At 32.7% G+C, this 19303-nt stretch carries 15 protein-coding genes; 7 read left to right on the top strand and 8 right to left on the bottom strand.

The window, feature by feature from the left end; genetic code table 11:
• Positions 1 to 32: 32 nt before the first annotated feature.
• The 5 genes from ACUN3A_RS10175 to ACUN3A_RS10155 form a co-directional block, all read right to left on the bottom strand.
• Positions 33 to 317, bottom strand: coding sequence for a F0F1 ATP synthase subunit epsilon (locus ACUN3A_RS10175; protein WP_445551184.1), 285 nt, complete (start codon positions 315 to 317; stop codon positions 33 to 35).
• 76 nt (positions 318 to 393) lie between these two features.
• On the bottom strand, positions 394 to 1905 hold the full coding sequence (gene atpD, locus ACUN3A_RS10170; protein WP_445551183.1) for a F0F1 ATP synthase subunit beta: 1512 nt from the start codon (positions 1903 to 1905) through the stop codon (positions 394 to 396).
• 381 nt (positions 1906 to 2286) lie between these two features.
• Positions 2287 to 4134, bottom strand: a complete 1848-nt coding sequence (glmS, locus tag ACUN3A_RS10165; RefSeq protein ID WP_445551182.1) for a glutamine--fructose-6-phosphate transaminase (isomerizing) — start codon at positions 4132 to 4134, stop codon at positions 2287 to 2289.
• Positions 4135 to 4141: 7 nt separating this feature from the next.
• Positions 4142 to 5773: a DUF4270 domain-containing protein gene (locus ACUN3A_RS10160; protein ID WP_445551181.1), complete on the bottom strand. Its 1632-nt coding sequence runs from the start codon at positions 5771 to 5773 to the stop codon at positions 4142 to 4144.
• Between the two features lie 21 nt (positions 5774 to 5794).
• The gene (locus tag ACUN3A_RS10155) at positions 5795 to 6601 is read right to left on the bottom strand and encodes a glycogen/starch synthase (RefSeq protein ID WP_445551180.1); all 807 of its coding nucleotides are present in this window, start codon (positions 6599 to 6601) and stop codon (positions 5795 to 5797) included.
• 108 nt (positions 6602 to 6709) lie between these two features.
• On the opposite strand from ACUN3A_RS10155, the gene panC reads away from it, so the two are divergent.
• The 4 genes from panC to radA all read left to right on the top strand — a co-directional run bounded on the left by panC (position 6710) and on the right by radA (position 10623).
• Positions 6710 to 7558 carry a pantoate--beta-alanine ligase gene (gene panC / locus ACUN3A_RS10150; RefSeq protein WP_445551179.1) on the top strand — a complete coding sequence of 283 codons (849 nt, stop codon included), beginning with the start codon at positions 6710 to 6712 and terminating at the stop codon, positions 7556 to 7558.
• A 5-nt stretch (positions 7559 to 7563) separates the two neighbouring features.
• Positions 7564 to 7914, top strand: a complete 351-nt coding sequence (panD, locus tag ACUN3A_RS10145) for an aspartate 1-decarboxylase (protein ID WP_445551178.1) — start codon at positions 7564 to 7566, stop codon at positions 7912 to 7914.
• A gap of 91 nt (positions 7915 to 8005) precedes the next feature.
• Positions 8006 to 9259 carry an alpha/beta hydrolase gene (locus ACUN3A_RS10140; RefSeq protein WP_445551177.1) on the top strand — a complete coding sequence of 418 codons (1254 nt, stop codon included), beginning with the start codon at positions 8006 to 8008 and terminating at the stop codon, positions 9257 to 9259.
• A gap of 2 nt (positions 9260 to 9261) precedes the next feature.
• On the top strand, positions 9262 to 10623 hold the full coding sequence (gene radA, locus ACUN3A_RS10135; protein WP_445551176.1) for a DNA repair protein RadA: 1362 nt from the start codon (positions 9262 to 9264) through the stop codon (positions 10621 to 10623).
• A 324-nt stretch (positions 10624 to 10947) separates the two neighbouring features.
• Here the strand turns inward: radA and ACUN3A_RS10130 are convergent, their stop codons facing one another.
• The 3 genes from ACUN3A_RS10130 to ACUN3A_RS10120 all read right to left on the bottom strand — a co-directional run bounded on the left by ACUN3A_RS10130 (position 10948) and on the right by ACUN3A_RS10120 (position 14184).
• Positions 10948 to 11352, bottom strand: a complete 405-nt coding sequence (locus ACUN3A_RS10130) for a hypothetical protein (RefSeq protein ID WP_445551175.1) — start codon at positions 11350 to 11352, stop codon at positions 10948 to 10950.
• Positions 11353 to 11475: 123 nt separating this feature from the next.
• Complete coding sequence (locus tag ACUN3A_RS10125; protein WP_445551174.1) at positions 11476 to 12240, bottom strand: LytR/AlgR family response regulator transcription factor; 765 nt, start codon at positions 12238 to 12240, stop codon at positions 11476 to 11478.
• A complete protein-coding gene (locus ACUN3A_RS10120) occupies positions 12241 to 14184 on the bottom strand; it encodes a sensor histidine kinase (protein ID WP_445551173.1) in 1944 nt (647 codons plus the stop codon).
• A 279-nt stretch (positions 14185 to 14463) separates the two neighbouring features.
• Here ACUN3A_RS10120 and ACUN3A_RS10115 point away from each other — a divergent pair, with 279 nt between their 5' ends.
• From ACUN3A_RS10115 to ACUN3A_RS10105, 3 genes are all read left to right on the top strand, one after another.
• Complete coding sequence (locus ACUN3A_RS10115) at positions 14464 to 16425, top strand: transglycosylase domain-containing protein (RefSeq protein WP_445551172.1); 1962 nt, start codon at positions 14464 to 14466, stop codon at positions 16423 to 16425.
• A gap of 123 nt (positions 16426 to 16548) precedes the next feature.
• Positions 16549 to 17919, top strand: a complete 1371-nt coding sequence (locus ACUN3A_RS10110) for a PQQ-dependent sugar dehydrogenase (protein WP_445551171.1) — start codon at positions 16549 to 16551, stop codon at positions 17917 to 17919.
• 259 nt (positions 17920 to 18178) lie between these two features.
• Positions 18179 to 19294 (top strand): toxin-antitoxin system YwqK family antitoxin, encoded by a 1116-nt coding sequence (locus tag ACUN3A_RS10105; protein ID WP_445551170.1) that lies wholly within the window; start codon positions 18179 to 18181, stop codon positions 19292 to 19294.
• The last annotated feature ends 9 nt before the right edge of the window (positions 19295 to 19303 follow it).

The following is a 19303-nucleotide window of genomic DNA, read 5'->3' as shown; positions in this document are numbered from 1 at the left end:
CAGGCTTTTTTTTATCTAAAATTGGAATTGTCTTAATCAGCTAAAACAATTACTTTATTATCTTTTAACTCTAGAGTACCAGAGGCAATTTCTAAAGTATAATTGTTATCACTTACTTTGGTAAACAAACCTGCTTTTTCTTCATTTAATTCAAAGTTTCCAGCAGTAGTAATATTAATTGTTCCTTTTTGTAGCAATGAAACTATTGGTGCGTGGTTATTCAACATTTGAAAACGTCCATCTACTCCAGGTACAGATATAGATGTGATTTCTCCTGAAAATAATTTCGCTTCCGGTGATACTATTTCTAAAATCATAATTATTTAGTTAATAGTTGATCGTTGATGGTTGATGGTTGCTTGTAACAACTGACAACTAACAACTAACAACCAATTACGCTTCTGCCAACATTTTTTCTCCAGCCTCGATAGCTTCTTCAATAGTACCTTTAAGGTTAAAAGCAGATTCTGGCAAGTGATCTAATTCACCGTCAATAATCATGTTAAATCCTTTGATAGTATCTTTGATATCTACTAAAACACCTTTTAATCCTGTAAATTGCTCAGCAACGTGGAAAGGTTGAGATAAGAAACGTTGTACACGACGTGCTCTAGATACAGATAATTTATCCTCTTCAGAAAGCTCTTCCATACCAAGAATCGCGATGATATCTTGTAATTGTTTGTATTTTTGAAGAATTTCTTTTACTCTTTGTGCACAGTCATAATGCTCATTACCGATAATGTGAGGAGCTAAAATTCTTGAAGTAGAATCCAATGGATCTACTGCAGGATAGATACCTAACTCAGCAATTTTACGAGACAATACAGTAGTAGCATCTAAGTGAGCAAACGTTGTTGCTGGCGCCGGGTCAGTTAAATCATCCGCAGGAACGTAAACCGCCTGTACAGATGTAATAGATCCTTTGTTTGTAGAAGTAATACGCTCTTGCATAGCTCCCATCTCAGTTGCCAATGTTGGCTGGTAACCTACCGCAGATGGCATACGACCTAAAAGAGCCGAAACCTCAGAACCTGCTTGTGTAAAACGGAAGATATTATCAACGAAGAATAATACATCTTTTCCTTGGTCAGAACCTGCACCATCACGGAAATACTCAGCGATAGATAATCCAGAAAGTGCCACACGAGCACGAGCTCCTGGAGGCTCATTCATTTGTCCGAAAACGAAAGTAGCTTTAGACTCTCTCATTCCTGGCATATCTACTTTAGATAAATCCCATCCTCCATTTTCCATAGAGTGCATGAATTCCTCACCGTATTTAATAATTCCTGACTCCAACATCTCACGAAGTAAGTCATTTCCTTCACGTGTTCTTTCTCCTACTCCTGCGAATACAGAAAGTCCACCGTGACCTTTTGCAATATTGTTAATCAACTCCTGAATCAATACTGTCTTACCTACTCCAGCACCACCAAACAATCCAATTTTACCTCCTTTTGAGTAAGGCTCAATCAAATCGATTACTTTAATACCTGTAAATAAAACTTCAGAAGATGTAGATAAATCTTCAAATTTTGGAGCTTGTCTGTGGATTGAAGTTCCGTTTTCACCTGTTTTAGGTAAAGCTGGCAAACCATCAATAGCATCTCCAATTACATTAAACAAACGTCCGTAAACATCTGCTCCGATTGGCATTTGGATAGGACTTCCTGTACCAACTACTTCATAACCTCTGCTCAAACCATCTGTAGAGTCCATAGAAATGGTACGAACAGTATTTTCACCAATGTGAGATTGTACTTCAAGTACTAATAATGTACCGTCTTTTTTTGTGATTTCTAATGAATCATAAATTTTTGGAAGTTCAACATCTTTTCCGTTGAAAACTACATCGACTACTGGTCCAATGATTTGGGCAACTTTTCCTATTACTTTTGACATTGCTTATGTATTTATTAAATAGCTATTTAGGTTTATGAAATACAGACCATCGAAACTCATCGAATGGATACTTTTTTCAGAGTGCAAAGATAATTTTTTAAAATATAAAATCAATGTTTTTTTTACAAAAAAAGTTAAAATTTTAATATATTGATTTTTAAGGAGTTTCATATTCATAAAACATCTTATTTTACATTAAAAACTGAAAAACCATCACGTTTAAACAGTTTGTTTTAATATCAATTAACAATCTGAATCACTTTATCATTACAAATAATAAATTTTATTTTACTTCAAATACACAATTCTCAACCCCACACCCGATTTAATAAAACAAAAAAAGCGAGGAATCATCCTCGCTTTAGTATTTTTTTCAATTGATTACTCTACCGTAACTGATTTTGCTAAATTCCTAGGCTGATCAACATTACACCCTCTCAAAAGAGCAATATGATAAGATAGAAGTTGCAAAGGTATCGTTGTTATCAATGGTGATAAAGCATCTGATGTTTCCGGTATTTCGATAACATAATCCGCTAACTCACGAACTTGAGTATCACCCTTAGTTACAACCGCAATAATTTTACCACTTCTTGATTTTATTTCTTGTATATTACTTACAATTTTATCATAATGTCCTTGTTTTGGAGCAATTACAATAACCGGCATTAATTCATCAATTAATGCAATCGGTCCGTGTTTCATTTCAGCAGCAGGATACCCTTCAGCATGTATATATGAAATCTCTTTAAGTTTTAAAGCACCCTCAAGAGCTACTGGAAAATTATACCCACGTCCAAGGTATAAACAATTTGGAGCATCTTTAAAAACAGTTGCAATTTCTAAAGCTTTCGCATTAGTTTCTAAAGCTTCCTTCACCTTTTCAGGAATAATTTCTAATTCTTGAAGATAAGTATGAAAATCAGAATGCGATAAAGTTCCTTTAGCCTTAGCCAAACGTAAAGCTAACATAGTCAAAACAGTAATTTGAGTAGTAAATGCTTTTGTAGAAGCAACTCCAATTTCTGGTCCTGCATGAGTATAAGCACCCGCATGAGACTCTCTAGAAATAGAAGAACCAACTACGTTACACACACCAAAAACAAACGCCCCATGCTCTTTTGCTAATTTTATAGCAGCCATAGTATCTGCAGTTTCTCCTGATTGAGAAATTGCAATTACAACATCTTTACTGTTTATGATTGGATTTCTATATCTAAATTCAGATGCATATTCTACTTCAACAGGAATTCTAGCAAACTCTTCGATAACATATTCTGCTACCAAACCTGCATGCCATGAAGTTCCACAAGCTACAATTATTATTCGGTCTGCATTCAAAAATTTCTCTAGATTATCTTCTACTCCAGACAACTGAACTATTCCTTCGTTAGCGTGTAATCTCCCTCTATATGTATCTTTGATAACGCTTGGTTGCTCGTAAATTTCTTTCAACATGAAATGATCGTAGCCTCCTTTTTCAATTTGCTCTAAGTTCATTTGAAGCTCTTGAATATAAGGATCTACAATAGAGTCATCTTTAATTTTACGCACCTTCATAGATCTATGCAATCTGATGTTTGCCATTTCACCATCTTCAAGATATACTGCATTTGTAGTATACTCAATAAACGGAGAAGCATCTGAAGCGATAAAATACTCCCCTTCACCTATTCCAATAGCTAATGGACTACCAAGTCTTGCTGCTACAATTTCATCAGGGTTTTTTTTATCAAAAACGGCAATAGCATAAGCTCCTACCACTTGATTTAAAGCCACTTGAATCGCTTTTCCTAATTTTAATTTTTCATTTTTCTGAACATCTTCAATAAGATTAATCAAAACCTCAGAATCTGTATCAGAAGCAAAAGTATACCCTCTTTTTATCAACTCCGTTTTTAAAGGAGCATAATTTTCAATAATTCCATTATGAATAATCACCAAATCCCCAGAATTAGACACATGTGGATGTGAATTTACATCATTCGGCACACCATGTGTTGCCCAACGTGTATGACCAATTCCAATCGTACCATTTGTAGTAATTTCTTTTTCAGCTTTTAATTCAAGATCAGAAACCTTACCTTTAGTTTTTGATAATTTTACAGACTCACCATCATAAATCATTACCCCTGCACTATCATAGCCACGGTATTCTAATCTTTTAAGACCTTTTATTACTATAGGATAAGCTTCTCTATAACCAATGTATCCAACAATTCCACACATATTTTTCTTAATTAGCTTTTGTATAATAGACTACGAATTTCAATCTCTTTTTATAATTTTTATCATCAAATGGGATATTATTACCAAAAACAATAGCTCCTAAAGGATTCATTACCGAAGCCATTGGTGCTTTTAACGGAACCGCAGTTTTATCACGTGACGAATAAAAACTAAATTTATTAATATCTTCCGTGACAACTAAACCTAAATCTACATTCGTTGAATCAGCATATTTTACGAGATTTCTAACATGATCCGTTATCCTAAATTTATAATATAAAGCTCCGGTCGCAGTTTCTTTATCAAGAATTCCGCCAAAAACATATTTATTATTTTTAGAATTGTTTGCAGTTGAAACATCCACATAATCTGCTACTACCTGGCTGTTTTTGAAATCATACAAGAAAATTCTTTGCGGAATAGAAGCAGTACCCATTGCATCCGAATTTAAATAAAAAGTCAACTCTGCTTGGTTAACAAGACATTTATTAGTGCGTAGAATATCTAATTGATCTGCCACACCATTTGGCGCTCCACTTACACCATCAGCTCCAAATTTATCATCTCCAAATAATTTCAAAACAGACATAGATCCTTCTCCTCCTTTTAAATATAAATTAGGAACACCTTCGGCTTTAACAATATTAGTAGCTGGTTTTGTAGCATCAGTATAATTGGCATTAGTATTACTTTGATCTAATAAACTAACCGTGTTACCGCTTAATTGAATAACCAATGTTTTCTCTGTAACACCTTTATCTTCTGTATAAGTAAGTGTTATCACACCTCCTTTAAAATTAATCATTGCCATATTCGTAGCGCTGCCATCAACTTTTTCCACATCAAAAAACAACCCTTTAAAATATTCTTTAAACACTTGATTATTTGCTAAGGAAGAACTAGGGGCTTTAATTATCTTCTGTTGAAAAAAATCAGCATTCAAATTCAATGTCATTGCTGGCGCCAACCTAGTAGTAGTCTTTGTACCATCAGTAGCTGTTGTTGTCACGACACGCTCAGCAGGATTAAAAAAGAATGATCCATTTTCAGCTGCATTAGAACTATCATTTAAAAGCACTCCTTTTTTAACACCATAAAAATCAGGATACTGATTACTATAATATTTTTGAGGCTTTGAAAATTGTTCATTAGGATCTAAATCAGTCATATTATACCCAGATTCATAGACACTTAGCTTCATTTTATTTAAACTAGGATTATCAGCATTAGGTCCATAAATAGAATCCAACAAATAAGTACTACTAACACCATCTGAATTTAAAACCGTCTTAGAACTATCGTAAAAATAAGGTATACTTAATACCGCACTCTTTATTTCAGCGGTTTCACTAAAAGTTGCCCCTAATGAAGCAAGAGCAACTTGAGTTACAAAACTAGCTTTTGTTGTACCAAAAGAAGGATTGTCATAAATCCCCAAAGGATTTATCTCTAAATTATTCGATTGAATAGGCTCAATTTTTTCATTGTAAGCAACAACTGGAAATTCTCCCTTTACAATCCCAAAAGAGTTGTTAACAATAATATCTTCACCAACAACACTAAATTCTTTATCACAGGAATTAAAAAGAACAATAAAAAACAACAACAGAATTGTTTTAAAAAAAGAATTTCTAAGCATACTTATTCGTAAAAGTTTGATTTATAACAACATATTTTGATAGAATTCGGTATAAGCTACAGCAAATTCATCTTTAAATTTCAAAGGTAAAAAAGGTTTACCTGAAGACTCTATAAATTTTGTTAAACTTGGAGAAAGCCCGTCAGAGGCAATAATAACAGCATCAGAATTACGGATAGAAGTTTTCATAATATTTTCGAAATTAGGTAATTCCAACTCTGAAATTGCTTCATCTGGAACACCATCGAAACGTACTTTATTAATCATTTCTGCATCTAAAGTCCCATCAAAAGACTGGCTGTAAACTGAAGTCACAATTTTAGTATCCGAAAACAATGCTTCATTTTTATAAAAATGCTTCATGTAAACTGGCAGCATAGCAGCCATCCAACCGTGAACATGAATAATATCTGGAACCCAATTTAATTTCTTAACAGTCTCTACAACTCCTTTAGCAAAAAAGATAGCACGCTCATCATTATCAGCATACATTACCCCTTCTTCATCTGCAAACGTCGCTTTTCTCTTAAAGTACTCTTCGTTATCGATAAAATAAACTTGTATTCTTTCTTTTGGAATAGAAGCTACTTTAATAATAAGAGGCATATCCAAATCATTTACCACCAAATTCATCCCTGAAAGTCTAATCACTTCATGTAATTGGTGTCTTCTCTCGTTAATATTTCCATAGCGCGGCATAAATATTCTAATTTGCCCTCCTTGATCATTAATCATTTTTGGTACGTCGTAAGACATTAATGAAACCTCATTTTCAGCGAGATAAGGAACAACTTCAGATGATACATATAATATCCTCTTATCTTTCATAATATTAAATTGATTAATTGTTGGCAATAAAAAACATGCAAAATTACAAAATTTTATGCAGTTATGGAGTAAAATATTAAGTTTGCACTTAATTTAAACAAAACAGCCATGCAAATTTTCTATGGAAAAACGGCTTTAATGGATTACTTAAGCTCAATAAAAGCAACAAATTCCACGATTGGTTTTGTTCCAACTATGGGAGCTTTACACAAAGGACATCAGTCGTTAATGGCACAATGTACTCAAGAAAACACTATCACAGTTGTAAGTATTTTTGTAAATCCTACACAATTTAACAATCCTGAAGATTTAGAAAAATATCCTCGTACATTAGATACAGATATTATCAAAATTACTGAAATAGACCCTAATATAATTGTATTTGCTCCTACTACAGAAGACATGTATGAAGGAAAAACCTTGTCACAGCCTTTCAATTTTGATGGATTGGAAAATAAAATGGAAGGAAAATTCAGACCTGGCCATTTTGATGGAGTTGGAACTATTGTAAAACTTCTTTTCGAAATTGTACAGCCTACAAGAGCCTATTTTGGGGAAAAAGATTTTCAACAAGTTCAAATTGTAAAGAAAATGGTAGCCAAAAACCATTTGCCTGTAACTATAGTTATGTGTCCTATTTTAAGAGAAACCAACAACTTAGCTATGAGTTCTCGAAATGAACGCTTAACTTTGCAAGCTAGAAACGAAGCATCCATCATTTATAAAACATTAAAAGAAGCTAAAGAAAAATTCACAAACAATAGCGCTCAAAAGACAACCCAATGGGTTCAAAATGAGTTTGACAAGAACAAAGATTTCACTTTAGAATATTTTGAAATTGCAGATGAAGACTCATTGTCAACCTGCAATCGAAAAAATAAAAACAAAAAATACCGAGCATTTATAGCGGTTTTCATCGACAACATACGCTTAATAGACACTATTTCATTAAATTAATTACCATGCACATTCAGGTTGTAAAATCAAAAATTCACCGAGTAAGAGTTACAGGAGCTGACTTAAATTACATCGGAAGTATCACTATAGACGAAGCATTATTAGAAGCATCAAATATAATAGAAGGGGAAAAAGTATCGATCGTAAACATTAATAATGGAGAACGTTTTGACACTTATGCCATTGTTGGAGAGAGAAATTCTGGAACAATCACTTTGAATGGTCCTGCGGCACGAAAAGTACAAAGAGATGACATCATCATCATTATTTCGTATGCAACTTTAGAATTTGAAGAAGCAAAAACATTCAAACCTTGGATTGTTTTCCCTAATGAAGAAGACAACTCCTTAACATAATACTTTTACAACATCTTCTTTTTTGATACAACAAATAAATACTTATATTGCTGTACTATTTGCCTCATAAATAATTAACTCCCCTAATCGTATGAAACATTTATTAACAGCATTACTAGCCCTTTTTTCCATTTGTAGTTTCGCGCAAATAAAGACCGTCACTCTTAATTCTGAAAAACTCAAAGGAAAAAGAGACGTTTTCATCTCATTACCTGCTTCTTATGAAAAAAACCCAACCAAACAATATCCTTTATTGGTTTTATTAGATGGAGACTATTTATTAAATCCATTTATTGGCGCTTTAACTTATGGTTCTTATTGGGATGATTTACCAGAAGTAATCATTGTAGGTATTAGCCAAAATAAAAATGATCAAAGAACAATAGACTGCGGAATAGATCCAGTAACAGGATTACCTGACGGAAAAAGTATAGATTTCTTCGATTTTATTTCTCTAGAACTTATTCCAAAAGTTCAAAGCGAATTTAGAACGACCAATTTTAAAATCATTGCAGGGCATGATACTACAGCCTCTTTTTTAAATTTCTTTTTATACAAAGACAAGCCCTTATTTAACGCTTATATCTCTCTATCTCCAGAATTACATGTAAATATGGAGAATACTGTGACTGATATACTAACGTCTTCCAAACTGCCTATTTTTTATTATTTATCTACCTCTGATGGAGATGAAAGAAAAATGCACGAAAGAATTAAAAATTTTGACAATGGTTTAAAAGCAATTCAAAATCCAGATTTGAGTTACAAATTCGAAGATTTTAAAGATGCTTCCCATTATTCGCTTGTTTTACATTCGATACCATCGGCATTATACCAAATTTTCGCAGCAGCACAACCCATATCTATTCATGAATATGACACCAAAATAGTTACACTTAAAGAGGGCTATGTAGATTATTTGAAAAAGAAATACGATATTATTGAAAATTCATTTGGTCTAAAAAACCCAATTAGAATCAATGATTTTAAAGCCATAGAAGCGGCTATTTTAGAAAACAAAGATTATAACGAATTAGATGCTTTGGCTATTCTTGCTGATAAAAATTATCCAAAAAGCATGTTAGGAGATTATGAATTAGCGATCATGTTTGAAAAAAAGGGAGACAATCCAAGAGCTGTTCGTTATTATATGTCTGGATTTAATAAGGAAGAAATTGCAGATCTTACCAAAGATATGATGTTTGCTAAAGCCGAAGAATTGAAAAAAACTTTTGCTAAAAAACCAAAAATCAAAGGCAAAGTAGGGCAAGACACTTCGACAGCTGCACAAACTGAAGCGCCAACTACAGAGGCAGCACCTACTACTGAAGAAAAAAAACAATAATAATGGCCAAAGTAAAAACAACTTTTTTTTGCCAGAATTGTGGTGCGCAATATGCCAAATGGCAAGGTCAGTGCAATTCCTGTAAAGAATGGAATACTATTGCCGAGGAAATAATACAAAAAGAAGAAAAAGTAGCTTGGAAAAGTGAATCTTCTGCCACTAGTAAAGCTCCAAAACCTTTACGAATTAATGAAATTGACAGCGCCGAGGAAATTCGGCTAAATACAACAGACAACGAACTGAACAGAGTTTTAGGAGGAGGAATAGTTCCTGGCTCTTTAATCCTTTTAGGTGGAGAACCTGGTATTGGAAAAAGCACGCTGTTGCTACAAATTTCATTAAAATTACCCTATAAAACCCTTTATGTATCGGGTGAGGAAAGTCAAAAGCAAATTAAAATGCGTGCCGAACGTATCACTCCAAATGGAGATAACTGCTATATTCTTACCGAAACTAAAACGCAGAATATCTTCAAACAAATTGAAGCCATTCAGCCAGAAATTGTTATAATAGATTCGATTCAGACTCTGCATACCGATTATATTGAATCTACTGCTGGAAGTATTTCTCAAATTCGAGAAACAACTGCCGAGTTGATAAAATTTGCCAAAGAAACCAATATTCCAGTTATTTTAATTGGACATATTACCAAAGACGGAACCATTGCAGGTCCAAAAATATTGGAACACATGGTTGATACGGTACTTCAATTTGAAGGCGATCGCAACCATGTTTATCGCATTTTACGGTCGTTGAAAAACCGTTTTGGATCAACTGCCGAAATTGGAATTTACGAAATGTTAGGCAGCGGATTACGAGAAGTATCCAATCCATCCGAGATATTGATTTCGCACAAAGATGAAGAATTATCAGGAACAGCAATTGCCACCACACTCGAAGGCATGCGCCCCTTGATGATCGAAATACAATCATTGGTAAGTACTGCTGTTTATGGAACGCCCCAACGCAGCACGACAGGTTACAACGCCAAAAGACTCAATATGATTTTGGCCGTTTTGGAAAAAAGAGCAGGTTTCCGTTTAGGAGCCAAAGACGTTTTTCTGAATGTAACAGGCGGAATCTCCGTAGATGACCCTGCTATTGATTTGGCTGTAGTCGCTGCCATTTTATCCTCTAATGAAGATATTCCGGTAAACAAAGATTTTTGTTTTGCTGGCGAGGTGGGTTTATCTGGCGAAATTCGTCCTGTGAACCGTGTGGATCAACGCATTCAAGAAGCTGAAAAACTAGGATTTTCGACTATTTTTGTATCGAAATACAATAAAATTGCATTGAAAAACACAGGAATAAAAATTCAATTGGTTGCTAAAATTGAAGATGTGGCGAGTATGCTCTTTGGATAAATTTAATTTGAAAAATAATATAATGTACAAAACAGCCCTTTCCAATGGAAAGGGCTGTTTTGTTTTACGTAAAAAAGTAACGTGTTTTCGACATTTATACCATTTAGAAAATATAAAATAGCCTTATTGTCTCATCAAGCGCAGTCGAGAACCTCTATGTCATCTCGACTGCGCTCGGTGTGACAACAAATTATTATAAACAACAATTAAATTGTTATTTACAACTATTTAATTGTTTTATTAAATAGTTTAATTATCATTTATATCAATTGAATTATCGTCAATATTAATTTAATTGTTATTTATATTAATTAAATTAATGTTCTATAATCCAAATGTCTCCATTTTATCTTTTGATACTAATATTGTAGATACTGGCCAAGACGCTGAAATCGAACCATTTTTTTGTGATACTTTATATGTCACATTTGCATTTCCACTAGTTTTTTTAAACAAAAATTTTACTTGGTCAGATTTAATAACTAATTCAAATGGAGTCGTTTGATTTTTTATATTTTTTTGTCCTTTGCTATAAATGTCACTGATTAAGCAAGCATCAAATACAATAGTAATAGATGGTTTGTCTGAAATCACAGTTAGTATTAATTCATTTCCATCAATCTTGGCTGTAGTTGGGTTGTGCATTGTTTGAAATGAATAAAAACTTATAAAAGCAATAACAAATCCAATTGCAAGTAACATTTTTTCATGAATTTTAATTTTTTCCATTTTCATTTAGTTTATTTAATATTTAATTGGGCTAATTCGTTCTATTTTTTATTAAAATAAACGTACAATATATTATTCAATTGTAACGTATTTTTACATTGTAGATTTACTGAATGAAAAAAGCTAAATATCCATCCAGTTTTTAATGGTTGCATTGTAACTCCTTCCAGAAGTAATGCTCGTTTTCTTAGTATTGTTTAACCTAATCACGAAACGACTGTTAAAATACTTTTGTACTTCATCTACATAATTCCTGTTTATAATAATTGAACGATGTATCCGCATAAAATTGTCTGGCAGCTTCAACTCCAATTGTGATAAAGATTGCTCAATCAAATGATTTTCTTTATTGGTAAATACAGTAACATATTTTTCATCGGCTTCAAAATGAGTTACCTCATCCAGTTTTATAAAAATGAGTTTATCCCCTTTTTTTACTGTTATGGAGGTCATCTTTTTCTCTTCTTTTTGATGATAAAATTCTTTTAAAACCTCCAAAATAGTCGCAGAAGAAAGATTATTTTTAAAACTAGAAAGTTTATCCACAGTTTGTTGCAAACGTTCTAATCTCACGGGTTTCAACAAATAATCGATACTATTGGTTTCAAAAGCTTTCAAAGAATATTGGTCGAAAGCGGTACAGAAAATCACAATGGGTATTTTATTTAAACGTTCCAATAGTTCAAACCCGTTAAGCCCTGGCATTTCAATATCCAAAAAAATAACATCGGGTTGTAGCTGATAGATTTTTTCAACGGCTTCTATTCCATTTTTGGCTTCATCAACTACTCGAAAAGTTTCAGGAAAACTTTCCAGTAATTTGTGCAAACGCGCTCTTGCAGGCGGTTCGTCATCTATAATTAGCGTGGTGTAAGGAGCGTTTTTCATTTAAACTGTCGCAATATAAATTGTTATTTCTTTTTTGGGTTGATTGTACCAACTGATTTCAGCTTTGTCTCGATAACTAAATCGCAACAAATCATAAACCGTTTGCAAACCGTGCCCACTGACCAATCCTTCTGGAAAATCAGGACCGTTATCCTGAACCGAAATCAAAATGCCTTTGTCTTTTTTATTCACTTTCAAAACAATTTCACCTTGACCTTCAATTTTAGAAACGCCATGTTTTACAGCGTTTTCTATCAAAGGTTGAAGCATAAACATTGGAATTTCTACAGCTAATAAATCGGGTTCGACATCAATAGAGAATTTCAATCGGTCACCAAAACGGATTTGTTCAATTTCTAGATAATTTTGAATCAAACTTAATTCATCTTTCAACGTATTCACTTTTTTATTCTTTTGGTTGATACTGTGCCGAAACAAATCCGACAAAGACAAAGCCATTTTCTCCGTTTTATTAGCATCTGTATGCGCCAAACTAGCTATGGAATTCAGGGCATTATACAAAAAATGCGGATTAATCTGCGATTGCAGCGCTTTAACTTCTGCCTCGGCTTTGGCTTCTTTCAAACGGCTTAACTCTAAGTCTTTTTCTTTAACCAAAGACTCAGAAAAATGATTCAGATACAATAACAATCCTCTGCCAAATGCTAATCCAGCTGAGAAAAAAACATATGGAAACATAAATTCTACAACCCCTAATGAACCCCAATATAGCGCCCCTAACAACACCATTGGAATTACAAATACAATAAAAGTATAACTAACTTTCAGAATCAATTGATAACTCAAGCTTTCATTTCCTTTAAAACTAATTTTCTCTAAACCCCAAAGCAAAAAGGAAATTAGGGAAGCGGCTGAAACTGAAAGAACGAATTGAAATAAAATAATATTGCTACAAGTTGTAATTGAATCAAAATTCGTTAAGTAATTATAAATATTGCAAAAATTTATAAAATTTATAAACACGAAGAATGTTGGAAATAAATAATTCAGATAAGAATATTTATATTTTCTATTTTGAAAAAAACTCAAAATCAATACAAACACCAAAACACCTAAACTAATAATTATAGCGAATACTTTAATATTGTGTTCTTTTTTATTAATAAAACTGCTCGCATAATGCCACGGATAATTGGCATACATATAGGTTTTGAATTGATCTATAAAATCATCTGAATATAGTTTTTGGAGTAAAAACTTATCTAATTCATTGAAATCCGCTCGGTCAGGATCAAAATTTGAAGTTTCAAAAACTCCATTTCTGTTGTAGCAAACTGGATATAGCTTAGTGGGATCTAAATAACAAAGTGTCCGAAGAATCTCATATCGAATATATTTTTTTCTTTCTTTATATGCTGCTTTTTTATTAATATCAAATGAAATACAAATCGGTGTATAGTCATGTTCTGAAAATGGTCCAAAAATTTCTCTTTCAATAGAGCCAATTTCATTCGGAGAACTCAAAATTCCTTGAGAATCAACTAAACGATTTGTATCTGAAACTTTATTGAAATTTAACACAGTTGTAGATCCCACCAAGTCATAGAAAGAAATCTCTTTGTATTTTTTGTCATAACCATTGTGTCCTGCAATTTCCAAAGATACTCCTGCAAAATTTTTAAAATAGTCAATGGTTTTATTTGGAATTACTGTCCTTAATTCTTTAATTATTTCATTTACAACCAGACTGTCTTGCTTTGAAGCATTATCTAACGAAAAAAGTATCGGTCCTTCTCGCTTAAATACTTTTTCCATTTTTTCATCGAATAATCTGTCTTTTACATATTCCCAGTTTTTGTTTTTCGGATTAGGATTTTTGCTTTTCTCTGTTTCTATTTTTTGATCCAAAGACATATTATCTTTAGAAACAACAACAAAACTGGTAATTACCAGAATCAATATTAATACTATTAGTTTTTTCATGTTTATGGATTTGTTTAATTATTTAGCAAATGAACAAATCGAACCCATTTGAAAAAACATATTTCCGACGAACTGCAATAAGGTGATATCAACTGCTTTTTGACACCAAATTACTTTGAAATCAGGAGCAATTTATGGCATTTAAATTAATCCATAAAATAATATTCATACATCAAAATTCTAAAGAAAATCATAAAAACATTTCCTTTTGCATTATTTTCCTTTTCTTTATAAGCTAATTCCAGAAACATTTTTTTGCCTTTTTATTAAATACAATTCATGAGAACTACCAAACAAAAGATAGTCTTAGCTTCCAAAATATTCGGAGTCGTTATTGCCGTACTCTTAATTGGCTTTCTATTCTTTAGAGATGAACTTTTAGACCAAGCTATTGACAAAGCAGCTGTTACAATGAAACTGGAATACAATAGTGATTTTGCTATAAAAAAAGCCTCATTTGATGGTATTTCCGGAATAGAATTAAACGAAATCACACTTGCTCCTCACAACTTAGATACCATTTTTAAAATACAAAGAATAAAAACAAGTGTCAGTTTATGGAAATTACTAATTGGTGAAGTACAACTTGGCACTCTTGAAATAAAAAATGGTTATGTTCAATTGACCAAAAAAGGAAAGATCAAAAACTTTGGTGCATTTTTGAAAAGAGACAAAAACGAACCCAAAACAACTAAAAAAAGAGATTACGCAGAATTTGCTTATCGCATAATATCCAAAGTACTTAATTTGGTTCCAACGGATATGACACTTGAAAATTTAGTTTTCAAAATCGATGATAATGGCAAAAAAGCCACAGTAAATTTTAAAAAACTAACTCTATTCGAAACCAAATTAGAATCATCCATCGATGTTCAAACCAATACGTTTGCGCAAAAATGGAGAATTAACGGAATTGCAGATCCAAGAAATAAAAAAGGAGATCTACGATTTTTTAATATTGATACAGGAGCTATTAAAGTTCCTTATTTCGATGAACGTTACAATCTAAAAATGAGTTTTGACTCTATTCGATTCAACATTCAAAACATTGACATGAGTGGCGGCGAATTGCATTTTGATGGTTATAGCTCAATTGCCAACTTAAAAATAAACCATAAAAGAATTGCGAATAAAGATGTTAGCATCAAAAATGCACGATTTGATTATCGTTTCTTATTGGGTTCCGACTTTATTTCGATTGATAGCAGCTCTACTTTTCAATTCAATAAAATCAAATTACATCCTTACCTATCTTATAACACTGAGAAAGATACCGTTTATAAATTCAAAGTAAATATTCCAAAAATGAAAGCTCAGAACTTTATAAGTTCTCTTCCTGATGGGTTATTTACCCATTTTCAAGGTATGGAAGCCACCGGTAATTTTGATTATAAATTGGATTTTATGTTCAATAAAAACAAACCAAATACCATTGTTTTTAAAAGCAATATCAACAAAGACAATCTAAAAATTACCAAGTACGGCAATATAGATTTGGGTAAATTAAATGGAGAATTCACCTATAGAGCAATCGATAAAGGTGTATTACAGCGTCCAGTTTTTGTTGGAGCAAGCAATCCTAATTACACTCCTTTAGATCAAATATCACCTTATTTACAAAAATGTGTCCTAACGTCCGAAGACCCTTCTTTTATGTCCCACCATGGATTTATAAACGAAGCCTTCAAACAGTCGATTCTTAAAAACATACGTACCAAAAAATTCTCTCGTGGTGCAAGTACCATAAGCATGCAATTGGTTAAAAATGTATTCCTAACTAGAGAAAAAACATTATCTAGAAAACTCGAAGAGATTCTTTTGGTTTACATTATCGAAAACAATAGAATTACCAGCAAACAACGTATGCTGGAAGTATATTTCAATATTATCGAATGGGGACCAAATGTATATGGAATTGGTGAAGCTGCACAATTCTATTTCCAAAAAAGACCTGCCGACTTAAATGTAAACGAATGTTTGTACTTGGCAACAATAATTCCAAAACCAAAGAAATTCATGTGGCAGTTTGACCAACAAGGTTTACAAAAATCGTATGCAACACAGCAGCAGAAGTTCTTGAGAAATCTTATGTTCCGTCGTGGTTTATTAGTTCCTGAGGATACAGTCGGTTTATCATCATCAATAACGCTTACCGGACGTGCGCATTCGTTATTGAACATCAAAGTAAAAGATACAACTGTAGTTGATTCTTTGAAAGTAATGGAAGAGTTTGATTTTTAATTTTCTGTTAGGCATAAATAATCCAGATAAAAAAGCACTTACTTCACTAACAAACAATAAGTTATGTGTTTATACAATAGTTTTTATTTGTAAATTAGCGTTTACTTTAAAAACTAGTCGATTATGAAAATAATAGCTTTATTGTCATTCACGTTATATAGTTTTAGTTTTTCCTATTCCCAAACTATAGGACTACAATCTTTTGCGAGTGGCTTTACAAGCCCCTTAGAAATTGTAAATGCCGGCGACAGTCGTTTGTTTGTTGTCGAACAAGGTGGAATCATAAAAATTTTAAATACCGATGGGACTGTCAATTCAAGTCCTTTTTTAAATATTTCAACTCTAATAGCCAATAGCGGAGAACAGGGCTTATTAGGTCTGGCTTTTCATCCCAATTATGTCTCTAACGGCTTTTTCTACATCAACTATACAAATTTAGCTGGGAATACCGTAATTGCAAGGTACACTGTAAGTTCAGGAAATCCCAATATTGCTAATACTTCAAGCGCAAACATTCTTCTGACCATTGCCCAACCCTATACCAACCATAATGGGGGCTCCTTAAAATTTGGCCCGGATGGTTATCTCTATATTGGTATGGGAGACGGAGGTAGTGGGGGTGACCCTCAAAACAGAGCACAAAACACTAATGAATTATTAGGCAAAATGCTTAGAATAGATGTGAATTCGGGGACTCCATACGGCATTCCTGCTGATAATCCTTATGTAGGAATTGCAGGCGCCGATGAAATTTGGGCAATTGGACTTCGAAATCCTTGGAAATTCTCCTTTGACAAAACACTGGGAAATCTATGGATTGCCGACGTAGGGCAAGGTGCCATTGAAGAAATTAACACTGCTCCAGCTACACAAGCCGGATTGAACTATGGCTGGCGCTGTTACGAAGGAGATACTCCTTATAACACTACAGGCTGTCCATCGCAAGCATCTACAAAATCCCCATTAAAAACTATAAACCATTCGACTGGAGCCTGTTCCATAACTGGTGGATATGTATATAACGGAACAGTTTATCCTAATTTTAAAGGGCTGTATTTCTTTACTGATTATTGCAAACCTTTAATTGGAATGATGACTTCCGGCGGAACACTGACCTATTCCCAAGAATTTACAGGAAATAATTTTGCAACTTTTGGCGAGGATGTAAATGGAGAGTTGTACGTTGCTGCCATCAATAACGGCACTGTTTTCAAAATTATTGATACTTCGCTAGGCATCAATACTTTTGACAAAACACAATTTATAATTTATCCCAATCCGGCTAATTCCGAAATTATTGTCCAAAAATCAAGCAAAAATTATCCTACTGAAGTCACACTTTTTGATTTAGAAGGTAAAATGCTGTTGAAGAAAAAAATGGAAAACAAAGACATAAACATTGTCAAAATAGATAATTTTTCCAAAGGCTTTTATATCGTAACCGTCAAAAATGAAGAGGGTCATATGTCGAGCTATAGACTGATTATCGAATAATTTGAATGTAATGCATAAACACAAAACCCTGTCAGAGTTTTAAATTCTGACAGGGTTTTGTGTTTATTTTTATTATGATTAAGGTGCAGGATCAGGGATAATAGCCTGAATTGCATCAATTTCTTTTAAAAATTTAATCTAATAAACGACATCAATTGGGGTAGCATTTTCTTTTAGTTAAGCCTTTATAGTTTATTGAGCGTAACACTTTTTGTAGTATTTTTGGCTAAATTTTTTATTAAAAATCAGAAATCTAAAAATGAAAAAGCTATTATTATTTACCTTATTATTTTTTAACATAGCAATCCAAGCACAAAAATTCAAAACTTTTAATCATGCTGTTGAAATTGGCCCTAACGACAATTTAAAACTTTATTTAAGTTCTTTTTTTAAACTAGAAGATAATGATTGTGCCGATTATTATATGATTGCCAAATTTGACAAAGAAAAATTCTGTTTTCTAGATAGCATTAACGTCTTTTATAAAAATGACAAACTCTTTTTAAAAGGTCGTTATAAAGATGCTCAAAGAAATGGTTCTTTTACTTGGTATCATAAAAATGGAAAAGTTGCAATTACTGGAGAATATCAAATGGACAAACGTGTTGGTATTTGGCAGTTTTACTATCCAAAAGGAAATGTATATAAAAAAGTAGAATATAAAAATGGACAAGAATATTTAATAGAATTTTACGATAAAAAAGAAAATCAAAAAGTTAAAGATGGCAATGGTTTTTTTAAAGATGAACTTCCTTTAGTCCAATCAACAAATTTAAATAAAATTGAAGGAGCAGTTGTCAATGGACTGCCCGACGGCTCTTGGGAAATAGAAACTATGGGACACCAATCACTTGTGGTAGCCCCTAATTCTCCAAATCAAGCTTTCAAAAAGCAGCTTGTACCAATGAAAATGTGTACAGAGTCTTTCTCAAACGGAAAATTTACAAAAGGAATTTCTTATTCTCATGTTTCTACTATTGCAGATAGTTTCTATAGCAACAATTACCTAACTTCTTTTACGGGAAATCTTTTCGTTGAGGATTTGTCCTTAATCCGCTCCGTTTATTGTAATCCCGCTACTATGGACATCACCAATAGCAAATTTTACAATAGTATAAAACTAAATTTCAACAATTCAGAATTAAAAAATTCTGCACCAAACAATTGGTTTTTAGTAACATTGGAAATGGATAATAACCAAAAAATAAAGTCTATTGAATTGTATTCTACAGCGCCTGCTGAAATTACAAATCAATTAAAAAAGATGATACAAAACATAGAAATACCAAAAGGTAGAATTATTGTTTCAAATAGAAAGCTATACTTTCCCTTCGGTATTAAAGACCACGAAATCTATTTTCAAAAAGAAAATTAGGTTAAATTA

Source organism: Flavobacterium sp. WC2509, from assembly GCF_052683105.1.
This window is presented reverse-complemented; position numbering and strand designations above follow the sequence as displayed.

Bases quoted from the DNA above. Each gene is read 5' to 3' on its own strand.
- ACUN3A_RS10175 (WP_445551184.1), bottom strand. From the start codon at position 317: ATGATTTTAGAAATAGTATCACCGGAAGCGAAATTATTTTCAGGAGAA.
- atpD (WP_445551183.1), bottom strand. From the start codon at position 1,905: ATGTCAAAAGTAATAGGAAAAGTTGCCCAAATCATTGGACCAGTAGTC.
- glmS (WP_445551182.1), bottom strand. From the start codon at position 4,134: ATGTGTGGAATTGTTGGATACATTGGTTATAGAGAAGCTTATCCTATA.
- ACUN3A_RS10160 (WP_445551181.1), bottom strand. From the start codon at position 5,773: ATGCTTAGAAATTCTTTTTTTAAAACAATTCTGTTGTTGTTTTTTATT.
- ACUN3A_RS10155 (WP_445551180.1), bottom strand. From the start codon at position 6,601: ATGAAAGATAAGAGGATATTATATGTATCATCTGAAGTTGTTCCTTAT.
- panC (WP_445551179.1), top strand. From the start codon at position 6,710: ATGCAAATTTTCTATGGAAAAACGGCTTTAATGGATTACTTAAGCTCA.
- panD (WP_445551178.1), top strand. From the start codon at position 7,564: ATGCACATTCAGGTTGTAAAATCAAAAATTCACCGAGTAAGAGTTACA.
- ACUN3A_RS10140 (WP_445551177.1), top strand. From the start codon at position 8,006: ATGAAACATTTATTAACAGCATTACTAGCCCTTTTTTCCATTTGTAGT.
- radA (WP_445551176.1), top strand. From the start codon at position 9,262: ATGGCCAAAGTAAAAACAACTTTTTTTTGCCAGAATTGTGGTGCGCAA.
- ACUN3A_RS10130 (WP_445551175.1), bottom strand. From the start codon at position 11,352: ATGGAAAAAATTAAAATTCATGAAAAAATGTTACTTGCAATTGGATTT.
- ACUN3A_RS10125 (WP_445551174.1), bottom strand. From the start codon at position 12,240: ATGAAAAACGCTCCTTACACCACGCTAATTATAGATGACGAACCGCCT.
- ACUN3A_RS10120 (WP_445551173.1), bottom strand. From the start codon at position 14,184: ATGAAAAAACTAATAGTATTAATATTGATTCTGGTAATTACCAGTTTT.
- ACUN3A_RS10115 (WP_445551172.1), top strand. From the start codon at position 14,464: ATGAGAACTACCAAACAAAAGATAGTCTTAGCTTCCAAAATATTCGGA.
- ACUN3A_RS10110 (WP_445551171.1), top strand. From the start codon at position 16,549: ATGAAAATAATAGCTTTATTGTCATTCACGTTATATAGTTTTAGTTTT.
- ACUN3A_RS10105 (WP_445551170.1), top strand. From the start codon at position 18,179: ATGAAAAAGCTATTATTATTTACCTTATTATTTTTTAACATAGCAATC.